Here is a 25562-nt window from a genome sequence, read left to right as displayed (position 1 = left end):
CTCAATTATCTAATTGATAAATTGTCTAATTACCTGATTTTCTAATTGACAAATTATCTCATTTAAATTTCCTGAAATTAGCCTATCTTTGCCGACTGAAAAAAGACACAGATGAAGTTTGATTTATTACAAAAAGATCCGCAATCTAAAGCAAGAGCGGGAAGTATAACTACAGATCACGGCGTAATTGAAACGCCTATTTTTATGCCCGTTGGAACGGTTGCATCTGTAAAAGGAGTGCACCAGCGTGAGCTTAAGGAAGATATCAATCCGGATATTATTCTTGGAAATACATACCATTTATATTTACGTCCGCAAACTGAAATTCTTGAAAAAGCAGGCGGATTGCATAAATTTATGAACTGGGATCGTAATATTTTGACGGATTCTGGCGGATATCAGGTTTATTCTCTTTCGAATAACAGAAAAATTAAGGAAGAGGGGGTAAAGTTTAAATCGCATATTGATGGTTCTTATCACTTTTTTTCACCCGAAAGTGTAATGGAAATTCAACGTACGATTGGAGCTGATATTATTATGGCTTTTGATGAATGTACGCCTTATCCTTGTGATTACAGATATGCGCAACGTTCGATGCACATGACGCACCGTTGGCTGGATCGTTGTATTAATCATTTAGATAAAGTTCCTTATAAATACGGTTACGAACAAACGTTTTTTCCAATTGTTCAGGGAAGTACATATAAAGATTTGCGTCAACAATCGGCTGAATATATTGCTAACTCAGGACAACAAGGTAATGCTATTGGAGGTTTATCAGTAGGGGAGCCTGCTGAAGAAATGTACGCCATGACCGAAGTGGTTTGTGAGATTTTACCGGAAGATAAACCACGTTACTTAATGGGAGTTGGAACTCCTATAAATATATTAGAAAATATTGCGTTAGGAATTGATATGTTCGATTGCGTGATGCCAACCCGTAATGCCAGAAATGGTATGTTGTTTACGGCAAACGGAACAATCAATATCAAGAATAAAAAGTGGGAGGCTGATTTTTCGCCAATTGATGAAATGGGGCATACTTTTGTAGATACTGAATATACAAAAGCCTATTTGCGTCACTTATTCGCCGCTAACGAATATTTAGGAAAACAAATTGCAACGATTCATAATCTTGGTTTTTATATGTGGTTGGTTCGTGAAGCCAGAAAACATATCTTAGCAGGAGATTTTAGACCATGGAAAGAAATGATGGTTAAAAATATGAGCCAAAGATTATAGAAGAGTTTCATGTTTTTTTAGTTTCAAGTTTCAAGTTGCCCTGAGTAACGTGAAACCTGAAACCTGAAACAACAAAAAAACAAAACAACAAAACAAATCTATGTTAACGATAATAGATAAATATATTTTAAAAAGATATTTGGCCACTTTCTCGGTGATGATCTTATTATTTATTCCGATCGGAATTGTAATTGATGTCTCGGAAAAGGTGAATAAAATGCTGGAAAATAAAATTCCTTTTACTGCAATTGCAATCTATTATTACAATTTTACCGTTTACTTTGCGAACTCTTTGTTTCCGATTTTTTTATTTTTGTCAGTAATTTGGTTTACCTCAAAACTGGCAAATAATACCGAAATTATTGCTGTTTTGAGTTCCGGAATTTCCTTTACCAGGTTTTTAAGGCCCTATATTATTGGTGCGACGATCGTTTCTGTATTTGTACTTTTAATGGGGTTTTTTATCGTTCCTGCTGCCAGTGAAGGTTTTAATAATTTTAGGTATACCTATCTGAAAGGAAACGGAAAACAACTTATGCGTGGTGAAAATACCAACGTATACAGGCAAATTAATGATAATGATTTTATTTTTGTAAATAGTTTTAATGAAGAATCTAAAACCGCTTTTAACTTCACTTTAGAACATTTTGAAGGTGAAAAGTTAACCTATAAAATCACTGCCAGTCGTATAAAATGGGACCCCAAAAAGAAAATCTACGTTTTATATGATTATACGAAAAGAACGCTTGGCGGATTAAATGATAAGATCGATAAAGTACCTGAAAAAAACGTGGCTTTCAAATTTGAATTAGCCGATTTGACTCCTGTAGTTTATATTGCTGAAACGCTTCCGCTTGGAAAACTGATTGATTTTATTGAAAAAGAACGAAAAAGAGGTTCGGGAAATATCAATACGTATTTGGTGGTGCTTTATAAAAAGTACAGTGTACCGGTTTCAGCTTTCATTCTTACCATTATTGCTGTAGCTGTTTCCTCAATGAAACGCCGTGGAGGTATGGGAACTAATTTAGCTATTGGTATTGCAATTGCCTTTTCATTTGTGTTTTTTGATAAAATATTCGGTACACTGGCCGAAAAATCTACATTCTCACCTTTATTAGCTGTCTGGTTCCCGAATATTGTTTTCGGAATTCTGGCAGTTTACTTATTACATAATGCGAAACGATAATTTAAAAAGTTATTTAAATCTTCATTTAATTGTTTTTATCTGGGGTTTTACGGCTATTCTTGGTGCTTTAATCACCATTGATGCCGAAAATTTGGTTTGGTTTAGAATGCTTCTTGCCGGAGTTTTTCTGGCTGCTTTTATAGTATATAAAAAACAATCATTTGTAGTTTCTGCACAGTCTTTTGCTAAATTAATTTTTGTTGGTTTACTGATTGCCCTGCATTGGATTTTCTTTTTTCGGGCGATTCATGTTTCGAATGTTTCTATAACATTGTCGATATTTTCCTTAGGAGCATTTTTTGCTTCTTTGTTAGAGCCCCTTTTTTATGGAAGAAAAATTCTGTGGTATGAGGTTTTCTTCGGATTAATCATTATTGCCGGTTTAGCTTTAATAATGCAGGTCGAAGTTAAGTACCTGCATGGTATGTATTATGCACTTGCTGCAATTATTCTCGGGGTCTTATTTACCCTGATGAACGGTAAGTTGATAACAGAACACGATCCGTCAGTGATTACATTTTATGAGTTTGGGGCAGGGGTTTTCTTTATTTCTGTTTATTTTTTAATACAAGGAAAATTCACGGCTGATTTTTTTACAATGTCACTCCATAATTGGGCTCTTTTGCTTGTTTTAGCTTCGGTTTGTACCGCTTATGCATTTACGGCATCAGTAAAAGTAATGCAGAAATTAACTCCTTACACGGTAATGTTAACGACTAATCTAGAGCCTGTTTACGGAATTATGCTGGCCTATTTTATTCTGGGAGGAAAAGAAAAAATGAGTATGGAATTTTATATTGGCGCTTTGATAATTGTGATTACAGTTATCTTAAATGGCGTTTTTAAACATTATAAAAATAAGAAAGAAGTGTAATAATTTCCTTATTTTTAAATTGCATTTTTATATTTTAAACACGAATTAACTATACCAATGATATAATATTTTTATATTTGCGGTTCGATTTACAAACAAAATTCAAAAATCCATGGAATATTTAGATTTTGAGCTTCCAATAAAAGAACTTGAAGAACAGTTACAAAAGTGTGTTATAATTGGAAAAGAATCTGATGTTGATGTAACACCAACCTGCAAGGAAATCAACAAAAAATTAGAACAAACTAAGAAAGAAATCTACAAAAATCTTACGGCCTGGCAAAGAGTTCAATTATCAAGGCATCCAAACAGACCTTATACTTTGGATTATATCAGAGCGATTTGTGGAGATACTTTTCTGGAACTTCATGGAGACCGAAACTTTAAGGATGATAAAGCGATGGTGGGCGGATTAGGAAAAGTAAACGGTCAGTCGTTTATGATTGTGGGTCAGCAAAAAGGTTTTAATACTAAAACACGTCAGTACCGTAATTTTGGTATGGCAAATCCGGAAGGATACCGTAAAGCTTTGCGTTTGATGAAAATGGCAGAGAAATTCGGAATTCCGGTTTTAACTTTAGTAGATACTCCTGGTGCATACCCGGGACTTGAAGCTGAAGAGCGTGGACAAGGTGAAGCAATTGCCAGAAATATTTTTGAAATGGTTCGCTTAAAAGTGCCAATTATTACCATTATTGTTGGTGAAGGTGCTTCCGGAGGAGCTTTAGGAATAGGTGTTGGTGATAAAGTATATATGTTAGAAAACACATGGTATTCTGTAATATCACCAGAATCGTGTTCGTCTATTTTATGGAAAAGCTGGGAGTACAAAGAACGTGCTGCAGATGCTTTAAAATTGACTTCATCTGACATGAAAAAACAAAAATTAGTAGATGATGTAATACCAGAACCACTAGGTGGAGCGCATTACGACCGCGAAACTACTTTTAAAACAGTAGCGGAATACATCACCAAAGGATATAATGAATTGAAAGACTTATCAACAGCCGACTTAATTGCCCAAAGAATGGACAAATACAGTAATATGGGCGAGTATAAAGAGTAAATTCATGTAAAATGATTTAAAATCCGAAGCCTTACAGTTTCGGATTTTTTTTTGGTTATGAACAAAATAATCTTATTTATAAACAATTAATAGTTATAACTCAATAGCGTTCTTTTTTTAAATTTCGCTACTTTCGCCATATGGAAAATTTCAAAAGTGTAAACCCCGCAAAGGTAAATAAACCCTCAATTATTAATTTAGAAAAAGGAAAACTTCCTCCACAAGTTCTTGATTTAGAAGAAGCTGTGCTTGGAGCGATGATGATTGATAAAAAAGGAGTTGATGATGTAATTGATATTTTGCAAGGGGATGCTTTTTATAAAGAGGCGCATAAATATATTTTTGAGGCAATCGTTCAGCTTTTTACAGAAACACAGCCAATTGACTTATTGACGGTTTCAACGCAGTTGAAGAAAAATGGTAAATTAGAATTGGCTGGAGGAGATTTTTATTTAATTCAGCTTACGCAAAAAATTGCCTCTTCGGCGCATATCGAATTTCACTCCCGTATCATCCTTCAAAAGTTTATTCAAAGAAGTTTGATTCGTATTTCGACTGAAATTATCGAAGCATCTTATGATGAAACTGCTGATGTATTTGATTTGCTTGATCAGGCCGAATCAAAACTGTATGAAGTAACACAAGGAAATATCAAACGTAGTTCTGAAACTGCTCAGAGTTTGGTTCTTCAGGCTAAAAAGAAGATTGAAGAAATTGCGAAACAAGAAGGTTTAAGTGGTGTTGAAACAGGTTTTCATAATCTGGATAAACTGACCTCCGGATGGCAGCCCAGCGATTTAATTATTATCGCGGCAAGACCTGCGATGGGAAAAACGGCCTTTGTACTTTCGATGGCGAGAAATATCGCTATTCAGTATGGGCATGGGGTAGCTTTGTTCTCTTTGGAGATGGCTTCGGTTCAGTTGATTACCAGGTTAATATCATCTGAAACAGGATTGTCATCAGAAAAATTGCGTACCGGTAAATTAGAACCTCACGAATGGGAAATGTTGAGTACCAAAGTGAAAAACTTAGAAAAAGCACCCTTGTTTATTGATGATACACCGTCACTTTCTATTTTCGATTTAAGGGCAAAATGCCGTCGTTTAGTTTCGCAGCATGGTATCAAGATTATCATCATTGATTATTTGCAATTGATGACTGCCGGAGGAAATAATAAAGGAGGAGGAAATCGTGAACAGGAAATTTCTACCATTTCCCGAAACTTAAAAGCCCTGGCAAAAGAGCTTAACGTGCCGGTAATTGCACTATCTCAGTTATCACGTGCGGTAGAGACGCGTGGATCGAGTAAACGTCCTTTGCTGTCGGATCTTCGTGAATCCGGAGCTATTGAGCAGGATGCTGATATTGTGTCGTTTTTATACCGACCGGAATATTATAAAATTGAAGAATGGGATGATGATGAAGCGTCACCAACTACAGGTCAGGCAGAAATCATGATCGCAAAACACCGTAATGGTGGTATCGAAAACATTCGATTGAAATTTATAGGACACCTTGGTAAGTTTGATAACCTTGATGATTTTTCTGGTAGTTATGATGATTTACCATCAAAAATGAACCATGAGGATAATCCTTTTATAACTAAAAATTTACCATCGCCCAATGAAGCTTTTGGAAGTAATTTAAATGATGACGATGACGACAGTGATGTGCCATTTTAATAAAACAATTAAACCTCTTTATGAGGTTTTTTTTATGTTTAAATAGTAGTGTTTTTTTTATAAAATTCAGTAGTTTAGCTAAACATTATATATTAACATTAACCCAAAAACAAATTTAAATTATGTCTGAAGAAAAAAACTTAGGAAGTGTTGAAGTCGGTCTGCCAGAAGCGAAAGTATGGGTAGATAAATATCGTAAAGCTCCGGCAGAAAATGAAGAAGGTAAAAATAAAACAAATGCTTATTTAATTCCTTTAGAAACGTTAAAGCTGGTATTAGATCAGGACATTGATGCTGTTAGGGCTTATAAAGGTATTAACAATGCCGGTGAGCAGGTTTTATTATTCGTTGGTACTAAATTAGATAAAAAAACAGGTATTTACAGAGATGTTTTTAAATCAGGAAACGAATTAGAAAATGATGAAGTAGTGTACGATGCTACTCGTCCGTGTCCGCCAAACGGAGACCCTGAAAGCCCACTTTAACCAAACTAGATGTTGTATCTGTTTTTTACATATTTTGGTTATTTAATTTTAATAATCAATTTTATACTATATTCTAAAGGCTTTTCCAAATTTGGAAAAGCCTTTCAGACTTATAACTATTACCTTTTTTTACTGGTAATTGTACAGTTTGCAATGGAAGTGCTGGTTTTTTTTAAGATAAACAATCTTTATCTGGTTCATTTATATTTTGTTGGTCAGTTTCTTTTATTAGGTTTTTTTTATAAAAATCTTTTACAAAATTCTTTCCAAAAAAAAATAGTTACCATTTCGATTTACGCAGGTTTGTCTGTACTGGCTATTCAGTATCTATGTGAACCTCAATTATTTTTTAAGTTTAACCTCCTTGAAATTGCAATAACATCATTATTGGTTGTTTTTTTTGCTCTTATTTATTTATACAATATGCTTATAGATACAAAAAGATACTATTATATTACGGTTGGCCTGATTATTTATTTATTAGCAAGTACTGTATTATTTCTTGTAGGCAATTTAACTATTGGCTTAAGCACTGAACTTAAATTTATCACATGGAACCTAAATGCTTTTTTTGTGGCTGTGAATCAGTTGTTTATATTGTATGAATGGAAAGTAAGTTTTAAATCTAAAAAAGTAATTAACACCAGAGTATGAGTGGAACCCCTGTTTATGAAAAAGAGATTGTTGCCATAATCTTATATACTTCATGTTTCTTCATGATTGTTGCAGTTTTTTTGGTTGCTTTTTTTTATTTCTCCAGAAAAAAAATTATTCAGAAAGAAGTAGAGAAAAGAGATCTGGAAATTTATCTGCAAAGAGAGCAGCTACATGCTGTTCTTGTGGCACAGGAAGAAGAACGAAAACGAATTGCTCAGGATTTGCATGATGATATTAGTTCCAAACTGAACATTGTTTCCCTGAATACACATTTGCTTTCTGCTCCAAATTTAACAGATGCCGAGACTAACGAGATTACAGAAAATATTATTAACCTTACGGCAAAAGCTTTAGAAAATTCAAGGAAAATAGCTCATAATTTACTACCGCCCGTTTTTGAAAAATTTGGACTTAATGCAGGTGTCGAAGAATTATGTGGAGAATTTGAAAGCAGCAAATCGGTCAAAGTTTTTTATAAAAATGAGATTGATTTTGATGATAAAGAAATAGACCGGCACTTGCATGTTTTCAGAGTTTTACAGGAACTAATGAATAATTCTTTGCGTCATGGTAAAGCAAGTGAAATTCGAATTAATTTTAAAAATGAAGACCATTCAAATACCTGTTATTACCAAGATAATGGAGTAGGTTTTGATAGTAAGAATGCTGAAAATCAGAAAGGTCTTGGAATGAAAAATATTGATAGCCGTATTTCGTTTTTAAACGGAACACTTAAAATAGATTCTGAAATTGGACAAGGTATTGCAGTTGTTTTTACTTTTTAAGCCAAAATAAGGTAAGAAAATCACTTTTTAAGCAATATAATAATCTTCTTCGGCTATTTTTTGTTTCATATTTTGTAATTTCGACGAACCAAACGACCAAAAACAAAACTAATGAATGCCGCTATTAAAATTGCTTTAGTCGATGACGAAGTTTTATTCCGGAAAGGGATTTCTTTTTTATTGCAAAGAGAAGATAATATGGATATTGTTTTCGAAGCTTCGAATGGAGAAGAACTTCTGTTTCATTTAAATAATGATGAGATCAAGCCGGATATAATTGTCATGGACTTAAAGATGCCCATCTTAAATGGTGTTGAGGCTACAAAAATTATTCGGAAATCATTTCCTGAAATTAAGATTATTGCTTTAACAAGTTACGATACAAAATCGTTTATAGCCAATATGATTCAGGTTGGAGCAGTGGCCTATTTAATCAAAAATACAACCCCCAAAGATCTTATTTACACGATTAATCAGGTCGAGAAAAAAGGATTTCATTACAATCAGAATGTTTTACAAACGATACAAGAAACTATTATTTCAAGTAAGACTTCAAAAGGCAATTTAGAGACCGGGTTTCTTTCGCCACGGGAAATAGAAATATTACAACTTATTTGCCAGCAAAAAACAACTTTAGAAATTGCGGAGCATCTTTATTTAAGTCCAAGAACTGTAGAGGGGCATCGTAATAATCTACTACTTAAAACAGAATCCCGAAATATAGCCGGATTAGTGGTATATGCGATTCAAAATGAAATTGCAGTTTTGACAATTTAAAATTTTTAGCTTGTTAAAAATTGAATTGATAACACATAGTACAAAATAATAGTGAGTACAAGTACACATAAAGCTATTTTTTGCATCATATTTAATCCCTTTGGTTGCTTATTACTATCATTAAACTTCATGGCTTTGGCTTTTCATTGATTAGTTTGATGATCTGGGACAGCAAATTTAACAATTTAAAGCATGTATGAAATAGGGGTTTATACCTGATTTTGCTATCATGGTTTAATGGATAAAATCAGATCTTTATTTAACATTTAAGAACTTATAAAACAGAAACTTCTATTGTGTTTTTTAAAGGTTCCTTTATATCTTTACTAAAATAATTTTCTAATGAATAAGTGTTTAGTTTATATTTTCATATTTCTACTTTCATTAACCGCAAAAGCTTCTTTTATCCTTCTTCCGATGGATGAAACGACACAACAAAATCACCTTAAAGCGTATGGCATAACCTATTGGTGTTTGAGTAAAGATTATAAGGCAAGTTGGTTGCTTAATTATCGCGGCGGTTCATTTTTACTCCCTGATGCTGATGAAATTCGTAAAGAATGCAAAATTAGAGGAGTAAGCTTTGAAATTATTTCGGATAGTGAAGAGGCTTCGATTTTAAATGAAATTTCAAGTCCGTCTCAAAATATGGAATCTGTAATTCTTGAAAAAGCACCTAAAATTGCAGTATATACCCCAAAAGGAAAACAACCTTGGGATGATGCCGTGACATTAGTTCTGACTTATGCCGAAATTCCGTTTACACCCATTTATGACGAAGAGGTTTTAAGTGATCAGTTGCTGCTATACGATTGGTTGCATTTGCATCATGAAGATTTTACGGGACAATATGGAAAATTTTATTCGGCTTATAAAAATACACCCTGGTATATAGAACAAAAAAAGGATGCTGAAGCTTTGGCCTCAAAATTAGGTTATGCCAAAGTATCACAAGAAAAAGGTGCAGTAGCAAAAAAAATAAGAGATTTTGTTATTGGAGGAGGATTTATGTTCGCAATGTGTTCTGCAACAGATAGTTTTGATATTGCTCTTGCTGCAGACGGAGTCGATATTTGTGAAGCAATGTTTGACGGAGATGCGAGCGATTCAAATTATCAATCAAAATTAAACTATGGCAATTCATTTGCTTTTAAAGACTTTACATTAGAACGACGACCAGAAGTATATGAGTTTTCGGATATTGATATGACATCAAAACGCAAAGTTCCCATGGAAAAAGATTATTTTTCTTTAATGGAATTTTCGGCAAAATGGGATCCGATTCCAAGTATGTTGTGCCAAAATCATACACAATTAGTGAAAGGTTTTATGGGACAAACAACATCATTTGATACCAACTTAATAAAAAGTAATGTTCTGATAATGGGGACTTGCGAGCTAAACGGGGAATCCAGATATATTCATGGTGAAAAAGGAAAAGGAATGTTTACTTTTTTTGGCGGACATGACCCCGAAGATTTTCAACATCAGGTTGGAGATCCGCCTACAGTTTTAGATTTACACCCCAACTCACCTGGCTATCGTTTAATTTTAAATAATGTTTTATTTCCGGCTGCAAGAAAGAAAAAGTTGAAAACATAAGTTAATTTAAAGAAAATTCAAACCAAATTGGAATATGGTCTGATATTTTTCTCGCTTCTTCCAGTGAATTGAAATTTTTGTAAAAAGAAACGATACCGGATTCAAGGTATTTTAAAGAACCTGGCTGATAAAAAATATTGTCAAATTCTGAAGCAAGGCAATCGATGCCTTTACATTGCTTTTTTAATGTAGTTTTTTGATTTTGTAAAATGGCATTATACCCCATTTTTTTTATCGGATTAAAAACAGAGTGGGATTGAGGGCAATTAAAGTCTCCCATAAATACTAAATTCAAGTTTGGATATTCCAGGGGTAAAAACTTAAAGTATTTTATTTCTGTTTCAGGTTGCTTTTTTTTAGTAATAGCATGAAAATTAACGAGTGTTATTGTTCTTTTATTGATTTCGAATGTAGCAAAGTAGGGTTCCCTGTCAATTTCTAAATGATATTTTTTTTCTAACCAGGTATTTCCTTTTAGTTTTACTTTGCCGGTTTTCCAGATAAATGCATATCGTTCCTTTTTATAACTGCTGCCACTTGTTGGATTACTGATACTATAATCCCATTTAGAGCCTTTCTCGTTTAAAATTGAAGCAAGTTTTGCAACAGCTTGTGCCCCGCCATATCCCGCAACAACTTCCTGAATTGCGATAATATCGTAATCAAGAATGGTATTGGCAATAAAGTTTAATTCAGATTCAGATTTTGATTTTCCAAAATTTTCTAAATTCCAGGATAGGATTTTAGTTTGAGAAAAGGAAAGTACGGTAAAAAAAAGTAAAATAAAATTTAAAAGATATTTCATGCTGTATTTAAAATCCAAATATAAGCATTTCAGAATTCGGCACTAATTCAATGGAATTCTATTTTTATTAAAAAACAGAAAACTTTTTAAGATGCATTTTTTCTGTTTGAATAATGTTTTTTAACGGCATCTTTTTTACATTATATTAAAACTAAACGAATGTAATATAATAGCCAAACAAAAAATAATAGTAAAATACTTTTCATATTTGTGTAAGTTTCTGTGGAGGAAGTGTTATTAATGCTTTTTGTATCTGTTTTTTAAAGCAGTTCCTATAATGATAATTTGTAAAACTAAAAGAGCGGGGATAAAAATGATTTTCCAGTCTACTTCGAGCCATCCGGTTTTTTCTGAAACAAAAGCGAAGCTTAAAGAAAGGAAAACACATAGTAGCATTGTTTTCATAATAATCTTGTTGTTAGTTGTATTAACTTTTGAAATGAATTTCTGCTGAAAATTCTTTTCAAAACTAATTTTATTTTTGGTCCTCATTAGTTGGTTAATAGATTCTACACAAACTTAAATCTATAAAAAGAGATTTCCTTACGGGAATCCGTAAAGAGATGTTAAAGTTAAACCAGCCCAAAGTCTTTCGCAATTGCAATTAAATGTACATTGTTGTTTGCTTTAAAATATATTTTCAGTTTGTTGATTCTTTTCTCTATACTACTTGTTCCGTTTGGCGTTATAGACGAAGCTTTAAATTCGCTCGCTATGTTTTCCAGTATATAGCCCTGAGCCAAAAGTTTTAAAATTGAAATATCGTAAGATTCAATTTCAATTAAAGCCTTATCGTTAAAACTAAAAGAAAGATCAGAAGAAAGTATTTTTTCTTCGTTTCTATAAGTTCCTTCTATGGCTCTTCGCAATTCATTAATGCTATTCCTTCCTTTAGAGACATAGGCATTAATTCCCAAATCATTAAAAAGTGTTTTTATACGATAGGATTTGTCTTCTATCGAAAAAACTATTTTTTTTATTTTAGGCTGAACCTCATTTACGGCTTCAATAAGATCTTCTCCACAAGCTAAATTTATTTTTCTGTGATCTGATTTAAAGGATAAATCGCTAATTAATAAATCGTATGGTTCATTGTCTACCAATCCTTTTTTAATTTTTAATAATCCATCGTCACAATATTTAACATGATGTATTGTAGGAACTTTCAGGTCTTCAAGTACTTGAATAACTGCGATACTAATGCTGTCTAAATCTTCGGCAACTAAAACTTTCTGAAACATATTCTATTATTTATAAAGGAAAAGTAAAAATTAACTTAACACCCTTTTCTATACTATTGTCAAAATTAAGAGTTCCATTTATTGTTTTAATACGGTTTTCCACATTTTGAATACTATTTTCTAAAATTATTCTGTCATTTTTGGTTCCAGTCCCATTATCGCTAACTATGACGGTAATATTTTTTTCGATTATTTTAAACGAAGTTACAATCAAAGTTGGGTTGCTGTATCTTTTTATATTTTGAAACAACTCCTGAAATACGCGGTAAACAATTATTTTTTTGTTTTTATTGATTTTATTCCAGTTAATAGTATCTAAACCATTTGTCAATAAATTGAGGTTTTGCGTTTTAAAACCGGATATCATTTCTTTTAGTTCATTAAGATAATTTTCGTCTGTTATAATCGTACTATTTTCTTTAGAAATATTTCTGGTTTGAGAATAGATATTTTCTAAATTATCTAAAAGTTGATCTTTATCTTCTGCATTTTCAAAATCTTTGTTTTTTGCAAAAATCAATGTGTTGTAAACTTCTCTTGTCAGTTCATTACGCAGTTGATCAGAAATCCTCATTTCACTTTCTATAATTGCTTGTTTTTTTTCTTTTTTCCCTTTTAAGATTAAGTAAAGAGAAAGGAATAAAATAAGGTCTATGATAATAGTGATTACAATGTAAGATATAATATTTCTGTTTTTATGTTGCTCTAATTGTAATTCGTTTTCTATTTGCTCCGCTTTGAGTTTTAAATTTTCGTCTTTATCAATCTTAGATTTATATTTGATTACCGAGAGTTGTGTTTTATTATTTTTTATGTCTGTTAGAATGCTGTCAATTATTTTTATATAAGCTTTAGAATACTTTTTGAGCTCTTCTCCTTCAGATTTCCCTATTAAAAGGGCTAGAGAATTTGCTTTAAAGGAGGGGGAATTAGCGATACACGCAGAAGTGTATTGTTTTTTACTGTACATTTTAGATAGTCTTGCGTCTTTTTTTGAGTAAAACATTGCAAGATTACCGTAGGTGCTCATCAATTCATATTGCTGATTTAATCTCAATTGTATTTCAAGGCTTTTTTTGAAACAATCTAATGCTTTGGGGTTTCCAAGTTTATGATAACTATAACCTAAGACGTTTAATAATAAAGAATAAGCATGGTCTGTTTTTGTTGAATCAGTTTCATGTTTGATTTTTCTTAGTGCCAAAGGTTCTAAAATGTCAATTACTTCCTTGTATTTTTTTTGTGTTTCATAAATAAGAACCAGATCAGTTAAAATTTCTACTTTTTTAAATGGAGTCGGGGCGAGTTTTAGTGCTTTTTTGTGATATAAGATTGCATTATAGTTATCATAAGTAAAGTAATAATTATAAGCCAGGATTGTATAAGTATTATAAGTGAATTTAGGTTTAGTAGTTTTTTTTAAATACGGCAGCAATCTTGCTATGGATTCTTCGCAGGCCGTGTAATTGTTAATGTTCTGATAAAGATTTGCTATTGATAATTCTGAGTAGGCATAATCGTCTACATATTTTTCGATCGGATTACATAATATGATGGCTTTTTTGTAATATAGATAAGCACTGTCATAACTGGATTTGTCAAATAAAATGTCAGCTTTTGCTATGTTCTTTTTTATTTCGGCTGAATTATCATTTTTCTTTATATTTAATTGTGTTTTATTTTTAGGGGATATATAAAGGAATATTGTATTTCCTATTAAAATACAAAGAATTACGATGATACACCGTAAAAATGTTTTGTCGCTTAAAGAATGTATTATCTTTTTCATTGCTATAGGGGTATTTTAAAAAAGACTTTAAATCCCTTGTCTGGTGCCGAGTCAATATCAATTATTCCTTTTATTGCCAAAATTCGATTTTCAACATTATATAATCCGTTTCGTAAAGTTAGATTTTCGATATCAGCACCTTTTCCGTTATCCGTATAAGTAATAAGAATATTCTTTTCTGTTTTTTTAAAAGTAATGCCAACTAATGTAGCATGACTGTGTTTTTTCATGTTTACAAGTAGTTCCTGTAATATTCTGTAGATAGTTATTTTTTTATTTTTGTCGATTTCATTCCACAAAAGGGTTTCCATTCCATTTATTAAAAGATGTATGTTTTGGGTTTTAAACTCTGAGATCATTTCTTTTAATGCAGTGGTGTAATTTTCATCCGTTACAATTTTACTGTTTTCTTTAGAAATGTTTCTGGCTTGCGAATATAGGTTTTGTAAGTTGTTCAATAATTGTTCTTTGTTTTCGCCTACTTCAAGTTCTTTGTTTTTAGCAAAAACCATTGTTTGATAAACATCATTGGCGAGTTCATCGTGTAATTTTTTAGATATTCGTATCTCACTTTTATAAATAGCTTCATTTCTTTGCTTCTTTCCCTTAGATGTTAGTCTGAAGTATATAAAAGTAATTGCTGCCAGAATTAATACAATTGCTATATAGGATATAATATTTCTTCTTTTTTGCCTTTCTAGCTGTAACTCTTTTTTTGCTTTTTGTGCTTTCAGTTGAAAATTTTCATCTTTGTCATTTTGAAAATTATATTTTATGTTAATGAACTGATTTTTAGATTTTTGTCTGGAATTTTCTATGCTGTCAGCGAGTTTAATAAAATTTGAAGAATATTTTTTTAATTCATTTCCATGACTGGTTTTACTAAGAATTTTTAAGCTTTGAAGTCTGTTTACCGCATCATTAAATCTAATTGCTAATGCAAGTGATTTTTTTGCATAAGAAACAGCTAAAGCATGATTGCTTTCCTGATAATATTCCGCAATGTGCATATAATTGTATAACAGTCCAAAATCGTCTTTTATTCGTAGTTTTAATCTTACGCTTTTTTTGTAACAATCTAATGCCTCCGGTTTTCGCTGCGCCTGATAGCAAATTCCCAGATCATCTAATATTCTCGAATATTCAGCATCATTTATGACTGGGTTATTCTTATAGATATATTTAATTTTTGATAAGGGAATCAATATACTTTCTGCTAATTTGAATTTTTTTTGCCTCACATATATTTGACAAATACTGTTTAGAATTATAATTTTTCTATAACTGCTTATTTTGAGATGTAATGCTTTGGTAAGATATAAGAGCGCATTGTTATAATCATATTTGTAATAATAATTAGCAGCAAATGATTCATATACATTCACCGTAAATCTTGGTTTCTTTATTTTTGGTAAATAAGGAAGTGTTTTCATTAGCAACAATTCGCAGGCAATATAATCGCCTTGTATTTGTTCAATATCAGCCATACAGTTAACAGCGTAGACAAAATCTATATATTGTGTATGAGTGTCGCAGAGTGATTGTGCCTTATTATAATAATAATACGCTTGGTTAAACAGCAACTTATCATAATGTTTATCGCCTTTAACAAAAAGGCCTCTTATTTCGGCTTTGGTATGTATTGCGTTATTCTCGGGTTCATTTCTGGAAGATTTCAATAAATAGATTGAGCTGACCAATATCAAAATCGTCAGAACTGCTAAAAGATACTTTAGAATTGTTTTTTTCTGAGAAGTCACGAACGTCTTTTTCATTATTGTAACGGAATTTTTAAAAAGACTTTAAATCCTTTTTCAGGAGCAGAATCTATATCAATTGTAGCCTTGATAGCTAAAAGACGGGTCTCAATATTATGAATCCCATTTTTTAAAGTTATGGTGTTAATATCGGTACCTTTTCCATTGTCGGTATAATTAATGATTATATTTTGGTCTGCTCTTTTAAAGCTTATGCTAACTAATGGGGCATAGCTGTGTTTTTTCATATTTACAAGCAGTTCTTGTAGTACTCTGTAAACAGTTATTTTTTTATTCTCTTCGATTTTATTCCAGGCAATCGTTTCTATTCCGCTTAATAAAAGATTAATATCGGGAGTATTAAATCCGTTGATCATTTCTTTTAATGCAGCGGTATATTTTTCATTTGTTTCAATCGTAGCGTTTTCTCTCGAAATATTTCTGGTTCGTGAATATATGAGCTGTAAATTATTTAATAATTGTTCCTTATTCTCCGTTAATTCAATATCTCTGTTTTTAGCAAAAGTCAGGGTTTGATACACATCGTTGGCAAGTTCATCGTGCAATTTTTTAGATATTCGTATTTCACTTTTATAAATCGCTTCGTTTTTTTCTTTTGTACTTTTTGAGGTTAAGTAAAAGCAAAGTAAAGTAATCAGGATAATTATAAATAGAATTATGATATATGAGATAATATTTCGTGTAGTTTGTCTTTCCAGTTGTAATTCATTTTCTGCTTTTTGTGCTTTGAGTTGCAAATTCTCTTCTTTATCTTTTTTAAAGGTATACTTGATGTCTGCAAATTGATTTTTGCTCTTTTTTCTGGTGATATCCATACTGTCATTAAGTTGAATATATTCTAATGCATGTTTTTTTAGCACATCTCCCTCACTGGATTTGATGATCAGGTTTAAAGTGTTAATCTGCCCGGAAACAGATTTAATTTTGGCAGCTGTTTTATATCCCTCCAGTGCATAGGCTTCGGCCAGTGCCCGGTTGGTTTTTTGGAAAAAAAATGAAAGATGAATATAATTGGCCGTAAGTCCATCAGTGCTTTTGAGCTGATGTCTTATTTTTAATCCTTCGTAAAAACAATTTAATGCCCTGGAATCACCCAGTTTGTAATAGCAATAGCCCAGATTGTCTACTGTAAAAGCATATTCAATATTATTGGGTACATTAAATTTTGAGATGTTTTTTTGTAACGATAGCATCTCCAATAATTCTTTTACTTCGTAATATCTTTTTTGATGAATGTAAACAATAGCTAAATTGTTTAGTGCCATGCATTTTCTCCAGGTATTTGTTTTTAGCTTAATGGCTTTTCTAAAGTAAATAATAGCATTGTTGTAATCTTCATTATTGGTATAATTTATTCCTTGTGTATTATATATAAGCCAGGAATACATAGGATCTTTTATATATTTTAAATAGGGTAATGTCTCTGTAACTGTTGCTTCACTCGCAATATAATTGCCCTGCTGTTGTTGAAGCTCGGCTATACTTGATAAGGCATATACATATTCAGTTGGATTTATTTTAGGGTCACAAATTAACTGAGCCTTATTGTAATAAATAAATGCACTATCATATTTAAAGTGATCATAAAATACATCGCCAATATCTGTAAGCCTGTTAATTTCAGAAAAAGTATCTCTTTTTTTTATTTTGAAATGAGTTTCACCTTTATAAGATTTTAATAAAAACAGGGCACTTCCCAGTAATAGTGATAAAACTATTATAAGGCATTTTAAAAGTACTTTATTGTGAAAAAAATATAAAGGTCTTTTCATTTTATAAAGGGAATTCGAAAAAGACTTTGAATCCTTTACCAACAGAGGAATCAATATCAATTTTTCCCTTTATAGCCAGAATCCTGTTTTCTACATTATGGAGCCCATTTTTAATAGATATCGTATTAGGGTCTATACCTTTTCCATTATCGGAATAGGTAACAATAACATTTTTGTCTGTTGTTTTAAAAGTAATAACAACTAATGAAGCACTGCTGTGCTTCTTCATATTTACAAGTAGTTCCTGTAATACTCTGTAAACGGTTATTTTTTTGTTTTCTTCAATTTCTTTCCATGAAATAGCTTCTATTCCATTTAATAAAAGATTAATATCCGGAGTATTAAAGCCGGCAATCATTTCTTTTAAATAAAGAGTATATTTCTCTGAAGTTATAATTGGACTGTTCTCTTTTGATATATCTCGTGTTCTGGAATATATTACATTCAGATTTTGTATTAATTGCTCTTTGTTTTCAGATAAAGAGAGGTTTTTATTTTCGGCGAAAGCCATAGTGTGATAAATGTCGTTTGCTAATTCATCATGTAATTTTTTTGCAATTCGAGTCTCACTCTTATAGGTAGCTTCAATTTTTTCTCTGTTTCCTTTAGAAGTTAAATAGAAATAGAGTACTATAATCAAACTTAAACTTAATGCAATAATGATATACGAAATGATGTTTCTGTTTTTTTGCTTTTCTAACTGTAATTCGTTTTCTGCCCTGTGAGTTTTAAGTTTTAAATTTTCGTCCTTTTCTTTTTTAGAGTCGTATTTAATCTTAGCAAATTGATTTTTAGCTTTCTGTCTTACTTCAAAGATACTGTCAACTAGATTCACATATATGGTAGAGTATTTCTTTAATTCTCCGTCAGAGCTATTCTCAATCAGGAGTTTTAAAGATAGCATTCTGTCATCTATATTATTTACAATAGTAAATTTTTCATAACTAAGCTTCATGAATTTTTTAGCGAGAGAAGGATTTTTATTTATATAAAATTGTGCAAGACGATGGTAACTTGTGCCAATTCCCCGATTATGTTGTATTTCAGATCTTATTTTTAAAGCCTTCTGCATATAGGAAAGCGCTTTAGGGTCGTTTATTTTGAAATAACAATATCCAATATGGTCCAGTGCCCTTGCATGATCTTCCGGGAATTCCTGTATTGTTTTATTGGTTGTTAAAGGAAGAAAAATTTGAATAGCCTCTTCGTATTTTTTCTGTTCCATGTATGCAAAAGCGATATTGCTTTTGACAGTTTGTTTTTGCCATTCTGTTGTTTTTAGCTTTAAAGCTTCATTATAATAGAATAATGCGTTTTTATAATCATAAGTGTTAACATAATTGATTCCAAGAATTATGTATGTATCCCAGGCATATTTTGGATCTTTTATATATTTTAAATAGGCTAAAGTTTCAGTAACAGTAGATTCGCTGCCAGTATAGTCGCCATAGGTTTGTTGGATATCTGCCATGCGATCAAGTGCAGTAACATAATTTTCGGCATCTGTAACCGGATTGCAAATGAACTTTACTTTGTTGTAGTAGGAAAAAGCACTGTCATACTCTTTATTGTCGTAAAAACGATCTGCAATGATAATAAGTTTTTCAACTTCAGCTTTTGTACTCTTTTGTTTTACGGTAATGATGTCTTTTTTTTGACAGGATAAAAGCAATAAAAAGATAAAAAGTATAGAGAAATATAAATTTAGTCTTGTTGGTATCATGCGCCAAAAATAAAGAAATTTACCATTAAAAAAAGAGTATAAATACGGTATTTTGTGGATTTGTTTCGTTCTTTAGCCTTTGATTATGCTTTACAGGTATATACAAGAAAACCCTCTAAATAGAGGGGTTTCTTGTGATACAATCGTAAGATTAGTCTGTGTAATTCAGACAGCTCTCATGCCTGTTGTTATTGCAAGTCTGTTCCATGAATTTATGGTAATGATTAAGAGAATGATTTCGGCAAGATACTTTTCATCAAATAAATTCGCAGCGTTTTGATACACGTCATCCGAAACATGATTGGAGATTAAAGTTACTTGTTCCGTTAGGGCTAAAATTGCTTTTTCTTCTTCGGTGTAAACATCAGCTTCACGCCAAGCATTCAGTAAGTATATTTTCTGCTCGGTGATTCCGTGTTTCCTGCCATCAGCAGTATGCATATTAATGCAATAAGCACAACCGTTTATTTGCGAGGCACGAATTTTAATTAATTCTTTATGAACAGGCGTAAGTGAAGTAGTAGAAATGTATTTCTCTAAATTCATTAGAGCCTGATAAGCTTCAGGTGCAACAGTTGGAATAACGATTCTTGATTTCATTTTAATTGTTTTTTAAAGTTTGATACAAAGGTCAGGGATATCAGCATTAAAAAACTTGAACTACTTCAAGAAATGAGGTTAGATCTTACCAGCTCTAATTTTACTCATAAACTCTGCAGAGAAATCCAGATAGGAGGCAAGCATGTATTGTGGAACGCGCTGAACAAATTCGGGATTCAGATCATTAAAATGGTGATATCTTTCTTCTGCCGACATGGTAAACATAAATTTAATGCGCATTTGTGCAGCACCAAACGATTTTTGAGATACAATCCTAAAGTAACGTTCCAGTTTAGGGATCCGGATTAATAGTGATTCAAGAATAGCCTCTTCAATTCCAATAACCTCCGTGTTCTCAACAGCCTGAATATAAAAGTGGGATGGCACATGGTTGTAATAGCTGAGATAATCAGTCATCCACCAATTTTCAATTCCAAATTGAAGTGTTTGTTCGCTTCCTCTGGAGTTGATGATGTATTGTCGCATACAACCTTTTACAATAAAGTACATAGTGTGGCAAACCTGGCCTTCTTTTAATAGGTGTTCTTTCTTTTTGATGCTGGATAAACTTAAACAAGATTCCAGAGTATCAATTTCTGAGGGTTCTAATGTTGTAAATTTTTCTATATGTTGAAGGAGACTTGTAAACATGAAGATATTTCGTTTGTACAAATGTAATTTTTAAATTCAATTTTCAGAAATCACTATTTTAAAAATAGGAGTAAAAGCAAAAAACCATTCGTCGTAACGAATGGTTTCTTTATGATAAGTAAGTAATCTAAATTGAGTTTATAAAACGTTTATTTTACTTTATTAAGTATTGCTTTGAAAGCTTCTGGGTGGTTCATAGCTAAATCTGCAAGAACTTTACGGTTCAATTCGATTCCGTTAGCTTTAACTTTCCCCATGAATTGAGAATAAGACATTCCTTCTAATCTGGCTCCAGCGTTGATACGTTGGATCCATAAAGCACGGAAATTTCTTTTATTCTGTTTTCTGTCACGGTAAGCGTAGCTCATCGCTTTCTCTACCGCATTCTTAGCAACTGTCCAAACGTTTTTACGTCTACCAAAGAAACCTTTGGCTTGCTTCATTATTTTTTTTCTTCTTGCTCTTTTAGCAACTGAATTTACCGATCTTGGCATAATTTTAATGTGTTTTTGTAGCAGGCGCCCTGAATTGAATCAAAGGAACTTAAAAGCCGTACTCCAAGGTTATATAAATAATTTTTTAACCTAAAGAAATTCTCTAGTCAAGTGTTTAAAAGTCAAATGTCAAAAGTCAGCTGTTGACTTTTAAACTTTATGACTTTTTACTTTCGACTTATATTAGATAATTCTTAATTGTTGTTTGATGCTTTTCATATCTGTAGAGTGAACTAGCGCTGAGTGTGTCAAAGCTAATTTACGTTTTTTAGATTTTTTAGTCAAGATGTGACTTTTAAAAGCATGCTTTCTTTTAATCTTTCCAGAACCAGTAACTTTGAAACGTTTCTTGGCGCTAGATTTTGTTTTCATTTTAGGCATTTTTCCTAGTGTTTTAATTTATTCTTACTTACTTATATCTTAGTCTGAAAGTTTAAATGTCAAAAGTCAAAAGCCAGTTTATGACTTTTGACTTTAAGACTTGTAACTTTAAGACTTATTTCTTTTTCTTCGGAGCAATGAACATAATCATTCTCTTTCCTTCTAAAACCGGCATAGCTTCTACTTTACCATGTTCTTCTAAGTCTGTAGCCAAACGCAACAATAAAATTTGTCCCTGATCTTTATAAATGATAGAACGACCTTTAAAGAAAACAAAAGCTTTTAATTTAGCTCCTTCTTTTAAGAATTTCTCAGCGTTCTTTCTTTTAAATTCATAATCATGCTCATCTGTCTGAGGACCAAATCGAATTTCTTTTACTACAACTTGTGTAGACTTAGCTTTTAAAACCTTATCACGTTTCTTTTGTTCGTAAACAAATTTCTTGTAATCCATGATTTTACAAACCGGTGGCTCAGCATTTGGCGAAATCTCAACCAAATCCAATTCAAATTGATCTGCTAGGCGCAAAGCTTCTGCAAGCTTAAATACACCCGGTTCGATGTTCTCGCCTACTAACCTTACTTCTTGTACACCACGAATATTATTGTTTATTCTGTGTGCATCTTTTTTTTCTACTCGAGGTTGGTAACCTCTGTTGCTTCTTATTGCTATGACTTTATAATTTAAGTTAAACTGTAAAAACTTTTAATGTCTTTTTTATTTCTTCGTTTACAATAGCGACAAATTCATCAATTGTAACTGTAATATTCCCTTTTCCTTCTTGACCATGACGACGAATAGAAATAGTTCCGTTTTTCTCTTCCTCCTCACCCACAATCAGCATAAATGGTATTTTTTGCATCTCAGCATCTCTAATTTTCTTACCAATTGTCTCGCTTCGGTTGTCAATTAGGGCGCGAATTTCGTGATTTTCTAGCAAATCTAAAACTTTTTTAGCATATATTTCGTATTTCTCGCTCAAAGACAAGATTATAGCCTGTTCCGGTATCAGCCAAAGTGGGAAATTTCCTGCGGTGTGCTCTAGTAAAATTGCTATAAAACGTTCCATAGATCCAAAAGGAGCTCTGTGAATCATAACAGGGCGATGTAATTCATTATCAGCACCTTTATATGTTAATTCAAAACGCTCAGGAAGATTATAATCAACCTGAATAGTTCCTAATTGCCATTGTCTTCCTAAAGCATCCTTAACCATGAAGTCAAGCTTCGGACCGTAAAAAGCAGCCTCACCATATTCTACAACAGTATTCAGACCTTTATCAGCTGCAGCATTGATAATCGCGTTCTCAGCTTTCTCCCAGTTCTCATCAGAGCCAATATACTTATCTCTGTTTTCCTGATCCCTCAACGAAATTTGAGCAGTAAAGTTTTCAAAACCTAACGAACCAAATACATAAAGTACAAGGTCAATTACTTTTTTAAACTCTTCGTCTAATTGCTCCGGAGTACAAAAAATATGTGCATCATCCTGAGTAAAACCTCTAACACGGGTTAAACCATGTAGTTCACCAGATTGCTCATATCTATATACAGTACCAAATTCAGCATAACGCTTAGGTAAATCTTTGTATGACCAGGGTCTTACGTTGTAGATCTCACAGTGGTGAGGACAGTTCATGGGTTTCAATAAAAACTCTTCACCTTCAGCAGGAGTATGTATAGGCTGAAAACTATCAGCGCCATATTTTGCATAGTGACCAGAAGTTACATAAAGTTCTTTTTGACCAATATGTGGAGTAACGACTTGTTCGTATCCGGCTTTTTTCTGAGCTTTCTTTAAAAATTGCTCCAAACGATCTCTAAGTGCTGCACCTTTAGGTAGCCATAAAGGCAAACCTTGTCCTACTTTCTGAGAGAAAGCGAACAATTCAAGTTCTTTGCCTAATTTACGGTGGTCACGGCGTTTCGCTTCCTCCAGGAGTTCAAGATACTCAGTAAGGTCCTTTTGTTTTGGGAAAGAAGTTCCGTAAACACGGGTCAACTGTTTGTTCTTTTCATCACCTCTCCAGTAAGCACCGGCAACGCTCATGATTTTAAAAGCCTTGATAATTCCGGTATTCGGGATATGTCCACCTCGGCATAAATCAGTAAAAGTAGCGTGATCACAAAAAGTAATTGTTCCGTCCTCAAGGTTTGAAATCAGTTCAGTTTTGTAAACATTATCTTTATACATCGCTAAAGCATCAGCTTTGCTAACCGGACGCATTTTAAACTCATGTTTTCCTCTTGAAATCTCAAGAACACGATCTTCGATCTTTTTGAAATCAGCATCAGTAATCTTTTGATCTTCAAAATCTACATCATAATAGAAACCGTTTGAGATTGCAGGCCCAAGAGTCAATTTAATTCCAGGGTACAATTCCTCAAGCGCTTGTGCCATTACGTGCGAAGTCGAATGCCAGAAAGCTTTTTTGCCTTCCGCATCATTCCAGGTATATAAAATAAGACTACCGTCGGTCGTCAATGGAGTTTCGGTTTCTATTGTTGTACCATTAAAAGAAGCAGAAATCACGTTTCTTGCAAATCCTTCACTAATGCTCTTAGCAACCTCCATCGGAGTTACGCCTGAAGCGAACTCTCTAATTGACCCATCGGGTAAAGTAATCTTAATCATTGTTTATAATTTTGTGAATGCAAATATAACGCATTACAAAAATACATACAATATATATATTCATGTTTATGCTATAATATGTTAAGACTGATTTTGTAATTAACTTCAATTGCAATTTTTACTCTTGTATATAAGGGAATGTCAATAATTCAATCATTGAATTTTCGAAGTGTTTTTGTTTTATTGTCTGGTAAGTATAATTTAAGTGGTATTATATATAAGTCTACATTGGTATCTATGACTTGTTGGTTTTAAAAACCTGGCATCTTTTTGTTTTATGCGTATACCTATATATATGTTCCTTTTGGTGTGGCAGGGCAGGGTTGGTTTTTTTGGGGTTTGATTCAGGAGCTAATCCCGCTATTCGTTTCAATCTTTTGTGCCGAACCCCGGCACAAAAGGATTTCCACTACTATCGGGGCTAGGGCAGTGGTTTTTAGAACAGCTGTTCTTTATATAATGTATAAGGAAGAGGTTTTATGTACTTTGAAAGCGCTGCGAAATAAGTTTTGAGTCTTTAAGGCAGGGTAAGGGCAAGTGAGGAGCAGTTGGAAAGAATGTTGAGGGGTTGTTATAAAACAAGTCAAAGAGTTGTGAAGTCTTTAAAAGTGGGCTGTTAGTAAAACTGTAAATTACGAAAAGCACAATGGATATCAGAAAATTCTTAAAAACACTAAAAAAGCTCAAAAGCTAAGGTTTGTGTTATCAGAGTGTTAAGAAAAAGTTTTAAAAAAGGTGTGAATTATATAAGTAAAAAGCTTGCAGATGTAAATAAAGGGGCTACTTTTGCACCCGCAAGAGCGATAGACGTTCCCTGAAATACTGACAAGCATTAGGAATCAAAACGAAAAAATATTTTCAAAAAAAGATTTAAAAAAGCTTGTGAGATTTGAAAACAGATGTTACATTTGCACCCCGCAAAACACGGAAAGTTCATTGATAGATTGGTAAGGTTTAGGAGAAAAAAGAAAAGAGATTTTCTTTAAAAAAACTTCAAAAAACATTTGCCAGTTAGAAATAAGTTTTCTACTTTTGCACCCGCTTTGAGAGACAAGCGAAAGACAAAAAGAAATACACGTTCGTAGACATATTGAATTGACAGCCGCTTTAACAGAGATGTTAAGGCAAAAGAATAAAGAGTAAGATAATCGAGAGATTGAAAAGAACCGATAGAGACTGATTCGAATAACAATAGCTTGAGTGATCAAGCAAACAATATACGATGAAGAGTTTGATCCTGGCTCAGGATGAACGCTAGCGGCAGGCTTAACACATGCAAGTCGAGGGGTATAAGTCTTCGGATTTAGAGACCGGCGCACGGGTGCGTAAC

At 32.6% G+C, this 25562-nt stretch carries 22 protein-coding genes and 1 rRNA gene; 10 read left to right on the top strand and 13 right to left on the bottom strand.

Annotation, left to right across the window (positions count from 1 at the left end; translation table 11 throughout):
- The first annotated feature begins 111 nt into the window (after positions 1 to 111).
- From tgt to ACHRWY_RS13815, 9 genes are all read left to right on the top strand, one after another.
- Positions 112 to 1242, top strand: coding sequence for a tRNA guanosine(34) transglycosylase Tgt (gene tgt / locus ACHRWY_RS13855; protein ID WP_099709251.1), 1131 nt, complete (start codon positions 112 to 114; stop codon positions 1240 to 1242).
- 100 nt (positions 1243 to 1342) lie between these two features.
- Complete coding sequence (locus ACHRWY_RS13850) at positions 1343 to 2431, top strand: LptF/LptG family permease (RefSeq protein WP_395355394.1); 1089 nt, start codon at positions 1343 to 1345, stop codon at positions 2429 to 2431.
- Positions 2418 to 3305 (top strand): DMT family transporter, encoded by an 888-nt coding sequence (locus ACHRWY_RS13845; RefSeq protein ID WP_395355393.1) that lies wholly within the window; start codon positions 2418 to 2420, stop codon positions 3303 to 3305. Before ACHRWY_RS13850 ends, ACHRWY_RS13845 begins: the two co-directional genes overlap by 14 nt.
- A gap of 112 nt (positions 3306 to 3417) precedes the next feature.
- Positions 3418 to 4371 (top strand): acetyl-CoA carboxylase carboxyltransferase subunit alpha, encoded by a 954-nt coding sequence (locus ACHRWY_RS13840; protein ID WP_395355391.1) that lies wholly within the window; start codon positions 3418 to 3420, stop codon positions 4369 to 4371.
- 140 nt (positions 4372 to 4511) lie between these two features.
- Complete coding sequence (gene dnaB / locus ACHRWY_RS13835; protein ID WP_395355389.1) at positions 4512 to 6056, top strand: replicative DNA helicase; 1545 nt, start codon at positions 4512 to 4514, stop codon at positions 6054 to 6056.
- 122 nt (positions 6057 to 6178) lie between these two features.
- A complete protein-coding gene (locus ACHRWY_RS13830) occupies positions 6179 to 6541 on the top strand; it encodes a hypothetical protein (RefSeq protein WP_395355388.1) in 363 nt (120 codons plus the stop codon).
- A 650-nt stretch (positions 6542 to 7191) separates the two neighbouring features.
- The gene (locus ACHRWY_RS13825; protein WP_395355386.1) at positions 7192 to 7983 is read left to right on the top strand and encodes a sensor histidine kinase; all 792 of its coding nucleotides are present in this window, start codon (positions 7192 to 7194) and stop codon (positions 7981 to 7983) included.
- A 111-nt stretch (positions 7984 to 8094) separates the two neighbouring features.
- On the top strand, positions 8095 to 8760 hold the full coding sequence (locus ACHRWY_RS13820) for a response regulator (RefSeq protein ID WP_395355385.1): 666 nt from the start codon (positions 8095 to 8097) through the stop codon (positions 8758 to 8760).
- Positions 8761 to 9102: 342 nt separating this feature from the next.
- Positions 9103 to 10362, top strand: a complete 1260-nt coding sequence (locus tag ACHRWY_RS13815) for an asparagine synthetase B (protein WP_395355384.1) — start codon at positions 9103 to 9105, stop codon at positions 10360 to 10362.
- Position 10363: 1 nt separating this feature from the next.
- Here ACHRWY_RS13815 and ACHRWY_RS13810 read toward each other — a convergent pair whose 3' ends face one another.
- The 13 genes from ACHRWY_RS13810 to thrS form a co-directional block, all read right to left on the bottom strand.
- Positions 10364 to 11167, bottom strand: a complete 804-nt coding sequence (locus ACHRWY_RS13810) for an endonuclease/exonuclease/phosphatase family protein (protein WP_395355382.1) — start codon at positions 11165 to 11167, stop codon at positions 10364 to 10366.
- Positions 11168 to 11404: 237 nt separating this feature from the next.
- Positions 11405 to 11659, bottom strand: a complete 255-nt coding sequence (locus ACHRWY_RS13805) for a hypothetical protein (RefSeq protein WP_395355381.1) — start codon at positions 11657 to 11659, stop codon at positions 11405 to 11407.
- An 80-nt stretch (positions 11660 to 11739) separates the two neighbouring features.
- Complete coding sequence (locus tag ACHRWY_RS13800) at positions 11740 to 12408, bottom strand: response regulator (protein ID WP_395355380.1); 669 nt, start codon at positions 12406 to 12408, stop codon at positions 11740 to 11742.
- A 10-nt stretch (positions 12409 to 12418) separates the two neighbouring features.
- Positions 12419 to 14197 (bottom strand): hypothetical protein, encoded by a 1779-nt coding sequence (locus ACHRWY_RS13795; RefSeq protein WP_395355379.1) that lies wholly within the window; start codon positions 14195 to 14197, stop codon positions 12419 to 12421.
- A 2-nt stretch (positions 14198 to 14199) separates the two neighbouring features.
- Positions 14200 to 15972: a sensor histidine kinase gene (locus ACHRWY_RS13790; protein ID WP_395355378.1), complete on the bottom strand. Its 1773-nt coding sequence runs from the start codon at positions 15970 to 15972 to the stop codon at positions 14200 to 14202.
- Complete coding sequence (locus tag ACHRWY_RS13785) at positions 15972 to 17747, bottom strand: ATP-binding protein (RefSeq protein WP_395355377.1); 1776 nt, start codon at positions 17745 to 17747, stop codon at positions 15972 to 15974. The genes ACHRWY_RS13790 and ACHRWY_RS13785 overlap by 1 nt, the downstream gene beginning before the upstream one ends.
- A gap of 1 nt (position 17748) precedes the next feature.
- Complete coding sequence (locus ACHRWY_RS13780; RefSeq protein WP_395355376.1) at positions 17749 to 19470, bottom strand: ATP-binding protein; 1722 nt, start codon at positions 19468 to 19470, stop codon at positions 17749 to 17751.
- A gap of 165 nt (positions 19471 to 19635) precedes the next feature.
- Positions 19636 to 20070, bottom strand: coding sequence for a carboxymuconolactone decarboxylase family protein (locus ACHRWY_RS13775; protein WP_395355375.1), 435 nt, complete (start codon positions 20068 to 20070; stop codon positions 19636 to 19638).
- A gap of 78 nt (positions 20071 to 20148) precedes the next feature.
- On the bottom strand, positions 20149 to 20721 hold the full coding sequence (locus ACHRWY_RS13770) for a Crp/Fnr family transcriptional regulator (RefSeq protein WP_395355374.1): 573 nt from the start codon (positions 20719 to 20721) through the stop codon (positions 20149 to 20151).
- A gap of 149 nt (positions 20722 to 20870) precedes the next feature.
- Positions 20871 to 21215 carry a 50S ribosomal protein L20 gene (gene rplT, locus ACHRWY_RS13765; protein WP_017498429.1) on the bottom strand — a complete coding sequence of 115 codons (345 nt, stop codon included), beginning with the start codon at positions 21213 to 21215 and terminating at the stop codon, positions 20871 to 20873.
- Positions 21216 to 21398: 183 nt separating this feature from the next.
- Positions 21399 to 21596, bottom strand: coding sequence for a 50S ribosomal protein L35 (gene rpmI, locus ACHRWY_RS13760; RefSeq protein WP_007810722.1), 198 nt, complete (start codon positions 21594 to 21596; stop codon positions 21399 to 21401).
- A gap of 115 nt (positions 21597 to 21711) precedes the next feature.
- The gene (gene infC / locus ACHRWY_RS13755) at positions 21712 to 22263 is read right to left on the bottom strand and encodes a translation initiation factor IF-3 (protein ID WP_072974136.1); all 552 of its coding nucleotides are present in this window, start codon (positions 22261 to 22263) and stop codon (positions 21712 to 21714) included.
- A gap of 22 nt (positions 22264 to 22285) precedes the next feature.
- The gene (thrS, locus tag ACHRWY_RS13750) at positions 22286 to 24232 is read right to left on the bottom strand and encodes a threonine--tRNA ligase (protein ID WP_395355373.1); all 1947 of its coding nucleotides are present in this window, start codon (positions 24230 to 24232) and stop codon (positions 22286 to 22288) included.
- 1219 nt (positions 24233 to 25451) lie between these two features.
- On the opposite strand from thrS, the gene ACHRWY_RS13745 reads away from it, so the two are divergent.
- Positions 25452 to 25562, top strand: a 16S ribosomal RNA gene (locus tag ACHRWY_RS13745); the annotation flags it as partial.

Origin of the sequence: Flavobacterium sp. FlaQc-48, assembly GCF_044007335.1 — a bacterium.
Taxonomy (GTDB): domain Bacteria; phylum Bacteroidota; class Bacteroidia; order Flavobacteriales; family Flavobacteriaceae; genus Flavobacterium.
The sequence above is the reverse complement of the archived record's forward strand: the minus strand, read 5'-3'. Positions and strand labels throughout refer to the sequence as shown.

What these genes read in the sequence shown, in the direction of transcription:
- ACHRWY_RS13800 (WP_395355380.1), bottom strand. Translation starts at nt 12,408, where the DNA reads ATGTTTCAGAAAGTTTTAGTTGCCGAAGATTTAGACAGCATTAGTATC.
- ACHRWY_RS13790 (WP_395355378.1), bottom strand. Translation starts at nt 15,972, where the DNA reads ATGAAAAAGACGTTCGTGACTTCTCAGAAAAAAACAATTCTAAAGTAT.
- ACHRWY_RS13810 (WP_395355382.1), bottom strand. Translation starts at nt 11,167, where the DNA reads ATGAAATATCTTTTAAATTTTATTTTACTTTTTTTTACCGTACTTTCC.
- rplT (WP_017498429.1), bottom strand. Translation starts at nt 21,215, where the DNA reads ATGCCAAGATCGGTAAATTCAGTTGCTAAAAGAGCAAGAAGAAAAAAA.
- ACHRWY_RS13840 (WP_395355391.1), top strand. Translation starts at nt 3,418, where the DNA reads ATGGAATATTTAGATTTTGAGCTTCCAATAAAAGAACTTGAAGAACAG.
- ACHRWY_RS13845 (WP_395355393.1), top strand. Translation starts at nt 2,418, where the DNA reads ATGCGAAACGATAATTTAAAAAGTTATTTAAATCTTCATTTAATTGTT.
- thrS (WP_395355373.1), bottom strand. Translation starts at nt 24,232, where the DNA reads ATGATTAAGATTACTTTACCCGATGGGTCAATTAGAGAGTTCGCTTCA.
- ACHRWY_RS13850 (WP_395355394.1), top strand. Translation starts at nt 1,343, where the DNA reads ATGTTAACGATAATAGATAAATATATTTTAAAAAGATATTTGGCCACT.
- tgt (WP_099709251.1), top strand. Translation starts at nt 112, where the DNA reads ATGAAGTTTGATTTATTACAAAAAGATCCGCAATCTAAAGCAAGAGCG.
- ACHRWY_RS13815 (WP_395355384.1), top strand. Translation starts at nt 9,103, where the DNA reads ATGAATAAGTGTTTAGTTTATATTTTCATATTTCTACTTTCATTAACC.
- ACHRWY_RS13805 (WP_395355381.1), bottom strand. Translation starts at nt 11,659, where the DNA reads ATGAGGACCAAAAATAAAATTAGTTTTGAAAAGAATTTTCAGCAGAAA.
- ACHRWY_RS13785 (WP_395355377.1), bottom strand. Translation starts at nt 17,747, where the DNA reads ATGAAAAGACCTTTATATTTTTTTCACAATAAAGTACTTTTAAAATGC.
- ACHRWY_RS13825 (WP_395355386.1), top strand. Translation starts at nt 7,192, where the DNA reads ATGAGTGGAACCCCTGTTTATGAAAAAGAGATTGTTGCCATAATCTTA.
- ACHRWY_RS13770 (WP_395355374.1), bottom strand. Translation starts at nt 20,721, where the DNA reads ATGTTTACAAGTCTCCTTCAACATATAGAAAAATTTACAACATTAGAA.
- ACHRWY_RS13820 (WP_395355385.1), top strand. Translation starts at nt 8,095, where the DNA reads ATGAATGCCGCTATTAAAATTGCTTTAGTCGATGACGAAGTTTTATTC.
- ACHRWY_RS13830 (WP_395355388.1), top strand. Translation starts at nt 6,179, where the DNA reads ATGTCTGAAGAAAAAAACTTAGGAAGTGTTGAAGTCGGTCTGCCAGAA.
- ACHRWY_RS13775 (WP_395355375.1), bottom strand. Translation starts at nt 20,070, where the DNA reads ATGAAATCAAGAATCGTTATTCCAACTGTTGCACCTGAAGCTTATCAG.
- ACHRWY_RS13795 (WP_395355379.1), bottom strand. Translation starts at nt 14,197, where the DNA reads ATGAAAAAGATAATACATTCTTTAAGCGACAAAACATTTTTACGGTGT.
- rpmI (WP_007810722.1), bottom strand. Translation starts at nt 21,596, where the DNA reads ATGCCTAAAATGAAAACAAAATCTAGCGCCAAGAAACGTTTCAAAGTT.
- dnaB (WP_395355389.1), top strand. Translation starts at nt 4,512, where the DNA reads ATGGAAAATTTCAAAAGTGTAAACCCCGCAAAGGTAAATAAACCCTCA.
- ACHRWY_RS13780 (WP_395355376.1), bottom strand. Translation starts at nt 19,470, where the DNA reads ATGATACCAACAAGACTAAATTTATATTTCTCTATACTTTTTATCTTT.